General features: G+C 48.0%; 10 protein-coding genes. 8 read left to right on the forward strand and 2 right to left on the reverse strand.

The features are described from left to right. Positions 1-35 precede the first annotated feature (35 nt). The 5 genes from EJV45_RS00775 to EJV45_RS00795 all read left to right on the forward strand — a co-directional run bounded on the left by EJV45_RS00775 (position 36) and on the right by EJV45_RS00795 (position 8,335). A complete protein-coding gene (locus EJV45_RS00775; protein WP_107216330.1) occupies positions 36-524 on the forward strand; it encodes a Fur family transcriptional regulator in 489 nt (162 codons plus the stop codon). A 33-nt stretch (positions 525-557) separates the two neighbouring features. Then, positions 558-1,835 (forward strand): adenylosuccinate synthase, encoded by a 1,278-nt coding sequence (locus tag EJV45_RS00780; protein WP_129713710.1) that lies wholly within the window; start codon positions 558-560, stop codon positions 1,833-1,835. Positions 1,836-1,928: 93 nt separating this feature from the next. Beyond that, on the forward strand, positions 1,929-3,191 hold the full coding sequence (locus tag EJV45_RS00785; protein ID WP_129713711.1) for an anthranilate synthase component I family protein: 1,263 nt from the start codon (positions 1,929-1,931) through the stop codon (positions 3,189-3,191). Positions 3,192-3,382: 191 nt separating this feature from the next. Continuing rightward, entirely contained in the window at positions 3,383-6,607 is a 3,225-nt protein-coding gene (locus EJV45_RS00790) for a TonB-dependent receptor (RefSeq protein WP_129713712.1), read from the forward strand. A 15-nt stretch (positions 6,608-6,622) separates the two neighbouring features. After that, the gene (locus EJV45_RS00795; RefSeq protein ID WP_129713713.1) at positions 6,623-8,335 is read left to right on the forward strand and encodes a RagB/SusD family nutrient uptake outer membrane protein; all 1,713 of its coding nucleotides are present in this window, start codon (positions 6,623-6,625) and stop codon (positions 8,333-8,335) included. Positions 8,336-8,417: 82 nt separating this feature from the next. Here the strand turns inward: EJV45_RS00795 and rsmG are convergent, their stop codons facing one another. Beyond that, positions 8,418-9,050: a 16S rRNA (guanine(527)-N(7))-methyltransferase RsmG gene (rsmG, locus tag EJV45_RS00800; RefSeq protein ID WP_129713714.1), complete on the reverse strand. Its 633-nt coding sequence runs from the start codon at positions 9,048-9,050 to the stop codon at positions 8,418-8,420. Further along, complete coding sequence (locus tag EJV45_RS00805; protein ID WP_240755149.1) at positions 9,041-10,159, reverse strand: glycosyltransferase; 1,119 nt, start codon at positions 10,157-10,159, stop codon at positions 9,041-9,043. The genes rsmG and EJV45_RS00805 overlap by 10 nt, the downstream gene beginning before the upstream one ends. A gap of 360 nt (positions 10,160-10,519) precedes the next feature. Between EJV45_RS00805 and tgt the strand changes: the two genes are divergently transcribed. Genes tgt through EJV45_RS00820 form a run of 3 tightly spaced genes read left to right on the forward strand, consistent with a single transcriptional unit; the run spans position 10,520 to position 13,716 of the window. After that, complete coding sequence (gene tgt, locus EJV45_RS00810) at positions 10,520-11,650, forward strand: tRNA guanosine(34) transglycosylase Tgt (protein ID WP_129713715.1); 1,131 nt, start codon at positions 10,520-10,522, stop codon at positions 11,648-11,650. A gap of 1 nt (position 11,651) precedes the next feature. Beyond that, positions 11,652-12,755 carry an LptF/LptG family permease gene (locus EJV45_RS00815; protein ID WP_129713716.1) on the forward strand — a complete coding sequence of 368 codons (1,104 nt, stop codon included), beginning with the start codon at positions 11,652-11,654 and terminating at the stop codon, positions 12,753-12,755. 16 nt (positions 12,756-12,771) lie between these two features. Beyond that, on the forward strand, positions 12,772-13,716 hold the full coding sequence (locus EJV45_RS00820) for a DMT family transporter (protein WP_240755150.1): 945 nt from the start codon (positions 12,772-12,774) through the stop codon (positions 13,714-13,716). Positions 13,717-13,985 lie beyond the last annotated feature (269 nt).

Consider the following 13,985-nt stretch of genomic DNA (forward strand, 5'->3'; position numbering starts at 1 on the left):
CAAAAAAACAATACCTTTGAACGGAGTTTAAAGCTATGTCAGAACACAATACCAACGAGCTGGTTCGCAAGATATTCGAGGCCTATCTCGAGAATAAAAATCTCAGAAAAACCCCCGAACGTTTTGCTATCCTCGAAGAGATCTATTCCCGAAATGATCACTTCGATGTAGAGACCCTGTACATTCACATGAAAAATCAGAAATACAGGGTGAGCCGCGCAACGGTTTACAATACACTTGAACTTCTTGTGTCCTGTGACCTGGTAACCAAACATCAGTTTGGCAAAAACATGGCCCAGTTTGAAAAGTCATATGGTTATCGCCAGCACGACCACGTAATCTGCATTGAATGCGGCAAGGTGGTCGAGTTTTGTGATCCGCGCATTCACCAGATCCAGAGCATGGTAGGCGAATTGCTTAAATTCGACATCAAACACCATTCATTAAACCTTTATGGTTTTTGCCTCGACTGCAGTGTGAAGCAAAAAATGAAGGAAAACGCCCTCGCCGAAAGCCACAATTAGAGATCTGAAACTATAACAAGCTAAATTTTAATAATGACAAAAGTAGATGTACTTCTCGGCCTGCAATGGGGCGATGAAGGCAAAGGGAAAATTGTTGACGTGCTCAGTCCGAAGTACGACCTGATAGCCCGTTTTCAGGGCGGTCCGAATGCGGGTCATACCCTGGAATTTGATGGAAAGAAGTTCGTCCTGAATACCATTCCGTCGGGAATTTTTAACGCCGAAACCATGAACCTGATCGGTAACGGCGTGGTCATCGACCCCATCATTTTAAAAAGAGAGCTTGATAACCTCAAAGCCGCAGGCCACGATCCTGTTGAGGCCGGCAAGCTTGTTCTTGCACGCAAAGCACATCTTATCTTACCAACGCACCAGTTGCTTGATGCTGCGAATGAGCAGAAGATGGGCCATAACAAAATCGGTTCTACTCTGAAAGGCATTGGTCCTACCTACATGGACAAAACCGGGCGCAATGGTCTTCGTGTCGGTGATACAACCCTTCCTGATTTCCGCGAGCGTTATAACCGCCTGGTAGACAAACACAAGGAACTGTTGTCGCATTACGACTTTGCTTATCAGCTTGAGGAAAAAGAAGCTGCATTTTTCGAGGCGATTGAATTTATCCGCAGCATTCCGCATGTAGACAGCGAACATTTCGTAAACCAATACCTGAAAGAAGGCCGGACTGTGCTGGCTGAAGGTGCGCAGGGCACCTTGCTTGATGTTGATTTCGGTTCTTATCCGTTTGTAACCTCATCAAACACCACCACGTCAGGAGCCTGCACCGGCCTGGGCATTGCGCCAAATAAAATCGGCGAGGTTGTCGGCATATTTAAAGCATATTGTACCCGTGTTGGCGGCGGGCCCTTCCCTACAGAGCTGGAAGACGAAACCGGCGAAACGCTTCGCAGCGTAGGTCATGAATTTGGCGCCACGACCGGCCGTGCCCGCCGTACAGGCTGGATCGATCTTCCTGCACTGAAATACGCGATCATGCTTAACGGGGTGACAGAGCTTGTGATGACCAAAGCAGACGTACTGAATGACTTTGATGAAATCTACGTATGTACACATTATGAATATAATGGTGAAACCATTGATTACATGCCGTATGACATTATTACCATTAAACCTACTCCTGTACTCAAATCAATTGAAGGCTGGAAATCTGACATTACAAAAATTACTGCAATAGAAGAAATACCGGCAAAACTTAATGCATACATTACGTATCTCGAAAAAGAACTTGAAACGCCGATCAAATACCTTTCAGTAGGTCCCGATCGTACGCAGACGCTGGTTCTCCATTAACCGGACATTTGTTAGCTATATGGCAGCCTGTTTAACGAGCAGGCTGCTTTTTTTTGGCATTTTGTGTAGTTTTGGCGACGTTTTACACTCTAGATGAACAGCAGCGACTTCAGGCTTAAAGCATTATCCTGGGCAGACAGTTTCCCCGTCTGCTGCCTGCTCGATTCTAACAGCTATACAAGCGACCGGTTTTCCGGTTATGAATTTCTGGTGGCTGCGGGTGTGTCTGCCGAGCTTTGTGAACAGCCGGGAGCTGCCTTTTCTGCGCTTCTGCAATTCAGAAATAAGTACCCAGGCTGGCTGTTTGGGTTCTTTAGCTACGACCTGAAAAATGAAACGGAAGAACTTTCTTCGTCAAATCCCGACTATATCGAATTTCCGGGTCTTTATTTTTTTTCACCGGTACATGTAGTGGGCTGGCGCAACGGGAAAGCCGAAGTGCTGGTCGGGAACGAAGACATATTAAACGATATTAATGCATGTACCCTACCGGCTGCAAACAAGGCACAAATCAGCATCAGCAGCCGGCTAAGCAGGCAACAGTACCTTGACCGGGTTCAACAGATCAGGTCGCGAATAACGCTTGGCGAGGTTTATGAGCTGAATTTCTGCCAGGAGTTCTTTGCAGAATATACGACTATCAATACGGCCTCTGTGTTTGCAGCCCTGAACGCCTATTCCCCTACGCCCTTTGCAGCCTATTTCAAACTACAGGACCTTTACGCCTTGTGCGCCAGTCCTGAACGTTTCCTTTGTAAGCGTGGCGACCGGCTTATCTCCCAGCCAATCAAAGGTACCGCAGCACGGTTAGCAGATGAAGCGGCTGACAAGGCGGCGGCTGAAAAGCTTCGTCTTGATGCCAAAGAGCAGGCTGAAAATGTAATGATCGTTGATCTTGTTCGAAATGACCTGACCCGGAGCGCCCTGCGCGGCAGCGTGAAGGTCGATGAGTTGTTTGGCATCTACTCCTTTCGCCAGGTGCATCAAATGATCTCTACGGTAAGTTGCAAACTTGATCCGTCGGTAAGCGCCGTAGAGGCGATACAGCACACCTTTCCGATGGGCTCCATGACCGGCGCACCCAAGATCCGGGCCATGCAGCTTATTGAGGACCTTGAAACCAGCAGGCGTGGCCTCTATTCAGGCGCCATAGGTTATTTCAACCCAGATGATGACTTTGATTTTAACGTCGTTATTCGTAGTATTTTATATAACGCCAAACGAAAATACCTCTCCTTTCAGGTAGGCAGTGCCATAACTTTTGCCGCAAATCCGGCAACTGAATACGAAGAATGTTTGCTTAAAGCCGCGGCTATGGCCGCCATTTTAGGCAGCCGACTTCCCGCGGCCGATTAACAAAGTAAATTTCTCGGTTTTATTTCTTTTTTTAAAAGACATATAAGTATCTTGTAGTGTCTAACCTATTTCTTATGTTGCTATTTACGCTTGCTATGCCTGCTCTGCAGAGGCAGGGGTTGAGCCCGCCCGGGTGACTATACTCCGAACTGCAAAAATCAACTATCCATTTATAACCAACTGTAAACTCCATGAAAAAACCTTACCCATGGGTGCGGCTTGTCCTGCCCTTTTTGCTGTGCTTTTTCTGCACACTCCAGGTTTTTGCCCAAACCACTGTCAAAGGAACTGTTCTCGATGATAAGGGCGAACCCATTCCCGGTGCTACTATTATGGAAAAAGGCACCACCAACACAGTTACCACAGATGCTTCCGGAAATTACCAGATCAGACTGAGCCAGGCGAACGCCACGCTGGTCATTTCTTTTGTCGGTTTTGAAAGAAGCGAAGCGGCTGTCAACGGCCGCACAACCGTCGACGTTATGCTAAAACCATCAACCCAGGATCTGAGCGAGGTTGTGGTGACCGGCTATACCACACAACGCAAAAAAGACCTGACGGGCTCTGTTGCCATCGTCGACATTGCGCAATTGAAAGCCCAACCGGCTGCCAGTGCTGTCGAGGCGATGCAAGGCAAGGCACCCGGCGTACAGATCATTAACGACGGCGCTCCGGGATCTACGCCGCAGATCCGTATTCGCGGCAACAGTACCATTAATAATAACGACCCGCTTTATGTGGTAGACGGTATGCCTTACGAAGGCAAACTTTCCTGGCTAAACCAGAACGATATTGAAAGCATGCAGGTGCTCAAAGACGCATCAGCAGCATCGATCTATGGTGCCCGGGCCAACAACGGTGTCGTGATCATTACAACCAAGATCGGAACGGAAGGTCCGCCGCGTATCAACCTCGACGTTTATTACGGCTCGCAGGCGCCACGCAAGGACGCTTTCCCGCAAATGATGAGTCCGATTCAGTATGCTGAATACATGTTCGCCAGTTACCGCAATGCGGGCAAAACGCCCGCTACCGGCACCAACTATGGCAGCGGAAGCAGTCCAACTCTCCCTGAGTACCTTGTGGCTGGTGGCAAAACAGGGCAGGAAATCACAGCCGCCGATGCTGACCCATCCCGTTACCTGTATTCGCGCAATCCTTCTACCTTTTACCAGATCACACGCGCCAACCAGGCCGGAACAAACTGGTTCGATGAGATCACAGAGAATGCACCCATTCAGAACTACCAGCTCAGTACCACCGGCGGTGGTGAAAATTCCAGTTATGCCTTTACCGGCGGTTACCTGAACCAGCGTGGAACGATAAAATATACCGGTTTTGAACGGTACAACATCCGGTCAAACACCAGGCTTTCAGCTTTCAACAAGCGGCTGCGTTTTGGCGAAAATGCACAATACAGTTATTCTGAAGGCTTTGGCTTTGGGGTTAATCCGAACACATCGGGTGGTTACCAGGCTGAGGGCAGTGCAATCGGCTGGGCTTACAGGATACCAACCATTATCCCCGTGTACGACATCATGGGCAACTACGCGGGCAGCCGCGGAAGCCAGCTTGGTAACGCCGAAAACCCGCTTGCCACGCTGTTCAGAGCAAAGGATAATAAGAACCGGAGCAACTTTTTCTTCGGGAATGTGTTCGGCGAACTGGATATTATAAAAGGTCTGACGGCAAGAACAAGCTTTGGTCTCCGGTACGAGAATTACAACGGCATGAGCATGCGTTATCCAAACCTGGAATTCTCTGAAGGCAATAACTCAAATAACCTCAACGAATATCAGGGTTACACGACAGACTGGACCTGGACCAATACCCTGACCTATAACCTTGAGATGGAGCGCCACCGGCTTACCCTGCTTGCCGGCACCGAAGCCATAAAATCAAGGAACCGCCAGCTGAACGGGGGTAGAAATGACTATTTTATTCTTGGTAACCAGGATTATTACTACCTGAATGTGGGTGCATCGAACATCAGTAACTCCAGTACGGGCTCTGTGGGTGCACTATTCTCGCTTTTCGCGAAGGCCGATTACGCATTCAATGACCGCTATCTGCTTAGCGCAACTATCCGGCGCGACGGTTCATCAAATTTCGGCAGCAATTACCAGTACGGGTATTTCCCCGCTGCAAGTGCTGCCTGGCGCTTGTCTCAGGAAAGTTTTCTTAAAGAATCAAAATGGGTTAATGACCTGAAGCTGCGTGTTGGTTACGGAGAAACCGGTAACCAGCGTATCCCGGGTTTCCAGTACCTTGACCGCTTCGAGTCATCAATTATAACAACAGCGTATCCAGTTGGGGGAGGCAACGGCCTGCTGACCGGCGTTGCCCAAGTTGATTACCAAAACCCGGACGTGAGATGGGAAGCATTAAGATCGTTGAACATTGGTCTGGACTTTGCGTTTTTGAACTCAACAATTGATGGTTCGATTGATTGGTACAACAGGAAAACAACTGACATGCTTTATCCGGTACCATTGCCTTCGACAGCCGTCGGACTTGGCAGGTCCCCGTTTACCAATATTGGCGATATGACGAATGAAGGTTTTGAGCTTTCACTTTTCTATCACTACGGCCGAAACACCAAAAGCGATTTTACGTTTGATGCCGGTATCAATGTTTCGCGGAACGTGAACACGCTGACAAAACTTGCCCCCAACGTAGCTCAGCAGCCATACAACAACCTGCGAAGCCTGACTACAAGCCGCCTTAAAACCGGCGAGCCATTCGCAGCATTTTATGGTTATGAAGTCGATGGTATCTATACTGCTGCAGACCTTGCAAATCCAAACGTTGCAAAATACACCGGCGCACGTGTAGGCGGCCTTAAGTTCAGAGATATTGATGGCAGCAACAGCATTACACCCGATGACAGAACGACCATTGGCAATCCTTATCCGGACTTTATTTACTCGTTAAGCCTGAATGCGGCATGGAAAAATTGGGATATCGCTATGTTTTTTAACGGTTCTCAGGGAAATGACTTGTACGAAGCTACCCGCTATTTCACAGACTTCCCTACTTTCGACGGCGCCCGAAGCACGCGCCTGCTTGATGCCTGGAGCCCTTCAAACCCCTCAAGCCTGACACCCTCTCCATACAACGGTGTTTCTGATTTTGAGTACGCTTCATCAAGTTATTATATCCAGGATGGCAGCTTTTTCCGGATGAGGAACCTGCAGATTGGCTATAAAATCCCGACATCAGTATTTGGCAAAACAAAGGCCATCTCTAACTTCCGGATTTATGCCAGTGCTACGAACTTGTTCACCCTAACCAAGTACACCGGCCTGGATCCTGAAGTAAGTCAGCTGTCGTCAACATTTTCAGCCCCGGGCGTAGACCTTGGCATTTACCCTACCCCAAGACAATTTCTTCTGGGCATCAATGTTGGATTTTAACGTAAAACCGAAAACATGAAAAAGCTAAAATATATCTGTGTATCGCTGACCTGCATGTTCCTGTTCTCCTGCAGCAGCGACTTTCTCGAAAAGAATCCGCAGGCCCAACTTACCCCTGACCAGCTAACTACGCAGGATGGTGTGGAAGGGCTGTTGATTGGCGCCTATGGCCTGTTAAATGGAAATGTAAATGGAACATATGGCAACTATGGGGCTGCACCGAGCCAATGGTTATTTGGTGAGGTCACATCAGACAACGCCCATAAGGGAAGTAACAACGGCGACCAGCCGAACATGAACCTGCTTGAGCAGCATGCGCCGACGAGTACAAATGACAACCTGCTGAACCTGTGGGAAAGGTGTTACGAAGGCATCAAACGCTGCAACAATACCCTGAAAATTCTTGCTGCGCTGCAGGGCGGGGCCGGAAAATTCTCTGATGCCCGGGCAAAAGAAATCCAGGCAGAGGCGAGAATACTGAGAGGTCACTATTATTTTTTCCTGGTCAGGGTCTTCAAAAATGTTCCTTACATCAGCGAAACAACTACAGCGCCTCTGGTGCCTAACAATGCGGATATCTATCCGAATATTGTTGCCGACTTCCAGTTTGGGGTAGACAACCTTACAGCTGCAAAACCGCTGGGACAGATCGGCCGGGTGGATAAAATTGCCGCTCAGGCCTATTTGGGAAAGGTATTTTTATATCAGAAAAAATATGCCGAAGCACTTACACAATTCAATGCCGTAATTGCTGCGCGGCCTGATATCGTTACGCTTCCCTACACCGACAACTTTGATATTACAAAGGAAAACGGGCCTGAAGCAGTCTTTTCAGTGCAGCATGCGGTGGGTACAGACGGTACCGGTGGCGACAACGGAAACGTGGGTGATATCCTGAACTTTCCTTATGGTAACGGCCTCCCAATTACCTGCTGCGGATTCTATCAGCCTACCATCGATCTCGTGAACGCATACCGCGTAGATGCGGCCGGCCTGCCACTCAGCACCGCGGCTTACCGGACCAATCCATACAAATCTGACTTCGGACTCAGCGCTGCGCAAAAGGCAAGTTATACGATAGACCGCTCTCTTGCGGTTGATCCGCGGCTTGACTATACAGTTGGAAGACGCGGTGTTCCCTTCCGCGACTGGGGCAATATGGCCGGCGATACCTGGATTCGTGACCCCTCGAACGGCGGTCCTTTTGTTGCCTATAAGAATACGATCGAGTCATCGCAGATCTCGAGCGGTACCGGTCCCGGCAATACAAACGTAACCGGTCTGAATGTGAATATCATCCGCCTGGCGGATGTTTACCTGATGGCCGCTGAATGCCAGATTGAAAGCGGGGACCTTGGCGGCGCACTTGTGCGAATCAACAAAGTGAGACAGCGCGCAGCCAACCTGGCACCAAAAAGTGTAGGCGGATCTGCTGCCGCGGCATATAACGTAGGCCAGTACCCTGCTTTCGCAAGCGCTGATGCTGCGCGTGAGGCCGTGCGCCGCGAGCGAAGGCTGGAACTTGCTATGGAGGGTCACCGCTTTTATGACCTGGTTCGCTGGGGTATAGCTAAACAGGTTCTTGAAAGTTATTTCGCCTTTGAAGGTGGTTTCTTTAACTATTTACAGGGTATAACGTTCGAACCCCGGGATGAATACTTCCCGCTTCCGCAGGATCAGATTGACCGGAGCCAGGGTGTTCTGGTGCAAAATGATGGTTATAAATAAGTTGAAAAACCGGGTCGAAAGGCCCGGTTTTTTTATGAAACCTGTCTGCTATATGCAATGGATAACATGTAAGCCATCCGTATTACTGCGGTATATAAACGACGTATTTCGTTTCAAAAAATGGCTCCTCAAAAAAATCAGCGAGTGAAAATAGCTGAGCAGGCAGCCCCGATTCAGCTATTTCTTCTTCCAGGTCACCGCCCTTGAGGTACAGGATCCCGTTCTGAAGTGCGTTGATATTCTGTTTTTTAATTTTGCCTTTTATCCAGGGATAAAATTCAGACAAGCGCGTGACCGCGCGCGATACGATAAAATTGTAGCTCTCTTTCAGCTGCTCAGCCCGCAGATGGTCAGCGCGGAGGTTTGTGAGCCCAAGGGCAGAACTTACCTCATTTACAACTTTAATTTTTTTACCGATTGAGTCCACCAGGTGGAATGATGTTTCCGGAAAAAGAATGGCCAGTGGAATGCCGGGAAAACCACCACCGGTACCAACATCCAGGACCGTCTCGCCCGCAGTGAACCGGCACACTTTGGCAATGCCCAGCGAATGCAATACGTGCCGCTCATACAAAAGATCGATATCCTTTCTTGACACCACATTGATCTGCGCATTCCAGAAGCTATACAGCTCATATAACCGTTCAAACTGATCGATCTGTTGGCTTGAAAGATCCGGAAAATATTTCTGAATAATAGCGGATGTTATTTCCATTGAACTTTTTTGATAAAAATAGCAATAAGACCATTAAAGGTCAGAAAAAGAAAAAGAATAGGATCCAGCAGGGGGAACCACCACCGCAGGCCCCTGCAGTTCAGACGCGACAGCAAACGGGGATAAACCAGAGAACGGACAACCACACTGAATAAACCTATGGATAAGGCCGGATAACGTGTATCCTGAAAACAAAGCCCTGCACCAAGAAGCACATAAAATAAAAATTGTGAAACGATCTGCGTGGTGAGAATAAACTGGTGCTTTTTTTTATAAAATTTGCCTGCTCCCACATGCCTTTTCTTTTGCCGAAGATAGGTCAACCAGGTTGTTTTTGGCTCGCTCCAAACATGCGCATCAGCGGCAATGCGAATTTCGGTATTTGATGATGTTGCGTTCGCGTTTACGAAAAGGTCGTCATCGCCCGAAGGGATATGCATGTGCGCAGCAAAGCCCTTATTTTTAAAAAATAGTGATTTTTTATAGGCCATATTGCGGCCCACAGCCATATATGGCATGCCCTTCAGTGCAAACGACAAATAATTCACCGCAGTGAAGAAAGTTTCGAATCTGACCAGTGCGTTCAGCAATCCGCGTTTTCTGATGTAGGGTGAATAACCCAGAACGATCTCCGTTTGCGGGGATGCGGGCACTTGCATGTGCCTGAGCCATTGATCTGATGTCGGGATACAGTCTGCATCAGTAAAAACAAGCCAATCGTATTTAGCAGCTTTGATACCCATTGTCACGGCGAACTTTTTCCCCGCACGGAACTTATCGTTTTCTGAGACAGTGACGATACGCAGACGCTGTTCCGAAGCAGCCATTCGCTCAAGCAAGTCAGCTGTTCCATCCCACGAACGGTCATTAACTACAATGACTTCAAATTCAGGGAAGTCCTGAGCCAGGACTGCAGGAAGGAATTTTTCAAGGTTCAGAGCCTCATTTCGCGCGCATATGATGACGCTAAGCGGATGTATAGCCGGAGCTGATTCGTTGGATGTATGTCTGAGCAACCGCGAATGCACAAATAAAGTATAGTATAACTGCAACAACAGGCATACGGCGAGAGCGGCAAGCAAAATTAGATCAAACTGGGTGAAGTTCACGATTTTACAAAACGACAAATTTCTGATTTTTTAACCGCAAAAACCGGCGGTGTTGAAAAGTCATTGAGCTAGAAGTGTGGTTGTAAGTCCCACGTTTACCTTATAAGTTATTTGTCAGGGCGCGGTGCCACTGAAAAGCAGCGTGCTGCGTCTATGGCGATAGTGATCGCATGAGTGGGCAACACAAGTGCGCAGAAGCCTCAGGGAACCGCAGGAGATTGAGTGGTAAAGCGGAAGGCGGCTCGCAGTGTCTATGATCGTTGACCGGAGCATCCTTGTCCTTACTCCTCTTGTAACACCAGGCCCCTTCTCAGGCCCGCGCTTTTTTCGTAATTTGCGCTGTTTTTTCAAAACACACATATGAAATTTGATTTACAGGCAAAAGACCTGTCATCCAAAGCCAGGGCCGGAGTAGTCACAACCGATCACGGGGCCATTCAGACGCCCATCTTCATGCCTGTTGGCACCGCCGGCACTGTTAAAGCGGTTCATCAGCGTGAGCTGAAAGAAGATATTGATGCGCAGATTATTCTGGGCAATACTTATCATCTTTACCTGCGCCCGGGCATAGACACCCTTGAAAGGGCCGGTGGCCTTCACAAATTTATTGGCTGGGACCGTCCGATTCTTACAGACAGCGGCGGCTATCAGGTCTATTCGCTGAGTAATGTCAGAAAGATCAAGGAAGAGGGCGTTACTTTTAACTCGCATATCGATGGATCGCGGCATCTTTTTACGCCTGAATATGCTATGGATATCCAGCGCAGCATTGGTGCCGATATCATTATGGCTTTTGATGAATGTACACCCTACCCCTGCGATTACCGCTATGCCGCTGATTCGGTCGAGATGACACACCGCTGGCTTAAGCGCTGCTGCGCTCATTTTGACCGTACCGAACCAAAATATGGGTTCAGTCAGACGCTTTTTCCAATAGTACAGGGTTCTGTATACAAAGATCTGCGTATTAAATCTGCCGAATTCATAGCCAGTATGGAGCGGGAAGGTAACGCCATCGGCGGACTTTCTGTTGGCGAGCCTGCCGAAGAAATGTATGCCATGACGGAAATCGTGTGCGATATTCTGCCTGAAGACCGGCCACGCTACCTGATGGGCGTGGGCACCCCCGTAAATATTCTTGAAAATATCGCACTCGGCGTTGATATGTTCGACTGCGTGATGCCCACCCGCAATGCCCGAAACGGCATGTTGTTTACAAAACAAGGCATTATCAACATACGGAACAAAAAGTGGGAAAATGACTTCTCTGCTATTGAGGAAGACAGCGACCTTCTCGTTGACCGCATGCACACAAAAGCGTATCTTCGTCACCTGATCCACTCGAAAGAAATGTTAGGGGCGCAGATTGCTACGCTTCACAATCTCCATTTCTATCTCTGGCTGGTTACTGAAGCCCGGAACCGCATTCTTGCGGGGACATTTTACGAATGGAAAAATAAAATGGTACAGATTTTAGGCAGTAAGTTGTAGCGTGAACTTCCTCAGAGAAAAGACAAACATTATAGACCGTTATATTGTACGGAAATACCTGGGTACATTTTTATTTACCCTGGGCATTTTTGTGCTGATCATTGTGATTTTTGACCTCTCTGAAAAGCTGGACGATTTCATGGAGAGCAAGCTGGATTTCTGGGGAATCCTGACTAAATATTATGCAGGCTCGGTACCGTTTTATGTCAATATGCTGTCGCCGCTAATCAATTTTATTGCGGTTATCTTTTTTACAGCGAAGATGGCAGACCAGACCGAAATTGTGCCGATTCTCAGCGGTGGCGTAAGTTTTAACCGCTTTCTCGGCCCCTATTTTTTCTCTGCATTCCTGATCTTTGCGTTTAATCTCGCTTCTAATCTCTATGTTCTGCCCTATACGAATAAGCTTAAGAACGATTTTGAGAACACGTATGTGAAACGTAACGACCCTTCGTCAAAGTCAAATATTCACATGAAGCTGGATGACAAAACGTATATCTACATCGACAATTTCGATAACCGGACCAATATGGGCTACCGGTTTTCACTCGATAATTTCAACGGGGATGTGCTGGTCAAAAAACTGGTAGCCGATCAGATCAAATGGGATTCTACCAAACGTGTCTGGAAGCTGTCTAACTATTCTGTAAGAAGCGTAAACGGCTTAAAAGAACAGATGATCTACGGCACAGGTAAGGAAAAAGACACGGTACTGGATATGCGACCTGATGATTTCTCTGCCTACGATAATGTTGTGCAAAACCTGAGCATGCGCGAGCTTTCAGATAAAATCAGGAAGGAAAAAACACGTGGGTCAGGCATCATGAACGACCTTCTTTTTGAACGTTACAAGCGTTATTTCCACCCGCTTTCGGCATTCGTACTTACGCTGATCGGCGTGGCACTATCAAGCAGAAAAGTGCGCGGCGGAGTAGGTTTACCTCTCGGTATCGGAATTGTTCTCAGCTTTTTATATATCGTACTAAACCAGTTTGCGCAAATGTTTTCGTTAAAGGGTGGCTTCCCGCCGCTCATATCAGCTATCCTGCCTACTGCCCTGTTTGGCGTTCTGGGCTTCGTGCTGCTCAAAAAGGCGCCGAAATAACTTAAATTTGCGCTCAATGATGAGCAATCCGACTGCCGTTGAGCAAACAACCGGCAAAAAAAATCTTTTGATTCTGCATTCCACGGTATTTATCTGGGGCTTTACCGGCATTCTCGGAGCAGCAATTTCTATCGGCGCTGTGACGATGGTCTGGTACCGCGTACTGATCGCTACCCTGGCCCTCTGGATCTGGTTTATACTTTCAGGCAAGAAATACCGTACAGACCGCAAAAACCTGCTTAAATTATTTGGCGTGGGTGGTATTGTAGCGCTTCACTGGATCATGTTTTTTCAATCGATCAAAACTTCAACAGTCTCTGTCGGCCTGGTTTGCCTCTCGTCCGTTACCCTCTTTACTTCTTTCCTGGAGCCGCTTCTCAAAAAACAACGCATACACAAGGGCAATGTAATTGTTGGCATCATCATCATTCTGGGTATCATTCTGATCTTCAAATTCGAAACGGGATATGCCTGGGGTATTGCTGCCGGCCTGTTGGCAGCATTCTCGGCGAGCTTGTTTTCTACGCTGAATTCAAAGCTGGTCAACAAGCAGGAGCCCGTTGTGATCAGCTTCTACGAGATGATTGCTGCCTTTGTATGGATCAGTATTTACCGTCTGTTTGATGGTTCCTTGCTACAGGAACGGTTTGACCTGTCGGCCAGCGACTGGCTCTTTCTCCTCGTTTTAGGGACGATCTGCACGGCATTGGCGTATGTCCTCGCGGTAGGCGTTATGCGGGAATTTTCTGCGTTTACAGTTGCGCTCGTGACCAATCTTGAACCTATTTATGGCGTATTACTGGCCCTTTTGATTTTCGGCGCAAAAGAGCAGATGAGCCTGGGCTTTTACGCCGGCGCATGCCTCATCCTTGCTGCTGTATTTCTTTACCCAATGTATCTGAAACGACGTGCAGGCAGACATCTGAACAGGCCGAAAAACACTGTCGCAAAACAGGCATAACAGTCCATATACGACATCAAAAATTTCCCAAAAAAAACGCCATAAAAACCCCGGGTTAACAACCAAAAAAACGCTCAATCCGGGGAGCCGGTTTTTACCCGCTTAGGGCGTTTTGCGACACTTAGCTTTTCACTCAATTCAGCCAGGAAAGCGGCCTTAAAAAGTTAACTTTTAAGACACGATTGTGAAGTCTGCAACGCGCCAGATTTTATCCCGGACAGGACGCTTTTTCACATCCAAAACCGGTGAAAAAGACCGGTGAAAATGAC

It is taken from the genome of Pedobacter sp. SYP-B3415, from assembly GCF_004138205.1.
Lineage (GTDB): Bacteria > Bacteroidota > Bacteroidia > Sphingobacteriales > Sphingobacteriaceae > Pedobacter.

Coding starts and splice junctions, on each gene's coding strand:
- EJV45_RS00775 (WP_107216330.1), top strand. CDS start 36: ATGTCAGAACACAATACCAACGAGCTGGTTCGCAAGATATTCGAGGCC.
- EJV45_RS00780 (WP_129713710.1), top strand. CDS start 558: ATGACAAAAGTAGATGTACTTCTCGGCCTGCAATGGGGCGATGAAGGC.
- EJV45_RS00785 (WP_129713711.1), top strand. CDS start 1,929: ATGAACAGCAGCGACTTCAGGCTTAAAGCATTATCCTGGGCAGACAGT.
- EJV45_RS00790 (WP_129713712.1), top strand. CDS start 3,383: ATGAAAAAACCTTACCCATGGGTGCGGCTTGTCCTGCCCTTTTTGCTG.
- EJV45_RS00795 (WP_129713713.1), top strand. CDS start 6,623: ATGAAAAAGCTAAAATATATCTGTGTATCGCTGACCTGCATGTTCCTG.
- rsmG (WP_129713714.1), bottom strand. CDS start 9,050: ATGGAAATAACATCCGCTATTATTCAGAAATATTTTCCGGATCTTTCA.
- tgt (WP_129713715.1), top strand. CDS start 10,520: ATGAAATTTGATTTACAGGCAAAAGACCTGTCATCCAAAGCCAGGGCC.
- EJV45_RS00820 (WP_240755150.1), top strand. CDS start 12,772: ATGATGAGCAATCCGACTGCCGTTGAGCAAACAACCGGCAAAAAAAAT.